A 643-nucleotide genomic window follows, 5' to 3' on the forward strand; every position below is an offset into this window, starting at 1 on the left:
ATCCGGTACAACCACTTTGGCATCCACCTTGACAAGTTCCACATCCTGATTTAGAACCACCTTGACATCCACCGGTACAGGCTTTACAGGCTCCTCCACATGAACCGGCACAAGTAGAATTACAACCACCACTACATCCACCAGAACAAGAGCCAGAACATGTACTTGAGCAATTTCCGCAGCCTTTACAAGCTTCACCACAACCGGAAGAACAACCAGCGCCGCATCCAGTCGCACAAGTGGCGCCACACGTTCCTGTACAGCCAACACATCCACTTGAACAACCGCTACCACAAGCCCCGCTACAACTATCGCTGCATGAACCACCACAAGTAGAACTGCATCCACCACAAGAACTGCAACTAGTAGAACACCCACCACTACAACTGCCAGAACAACCGCTACATCCAGAGCATCCAGAGCATCCACTGGTACAAGTACCAAAACATAATCCAGAGCATGCACCTCTACAAGAAGAAGTACTTCCTTCCATACTTTCAGATTCAAGGGTAGTAACAAATTGCTCTAACTCCGTGTTCATTCCACTAATTGGTTCTCCAATTTCAGTCACGTAACCAACTTTGTCAATATCAGCAACTTGTAAAGCAACATTATTTGTTTTCTCACCATGCTCTTTCAAAAT

General features: G+C 46.3%; 1 protein-coding gene. It reads right to left on the reverse strand.

What is annotated here, in order from left to right; all coding sequences use genetic code 11:
- Positions 1 to 507: hypothetical protein (locus D1841_RS18065; protein WP_166554372.1), on the reverse strand; the 507-nt coding region annotated here is incomplete at its 3' end.
- Positions 508 to 643: the final 136 nt, after the last annotated feature.

This window comes from Neglectibacter sp. X4 (assembly GCF_009917365.1).
GTDB lineage: Bacteria > Bacillota > Clostridia > Oscillospirales > Acutalibacteraceae > Acutalibacter.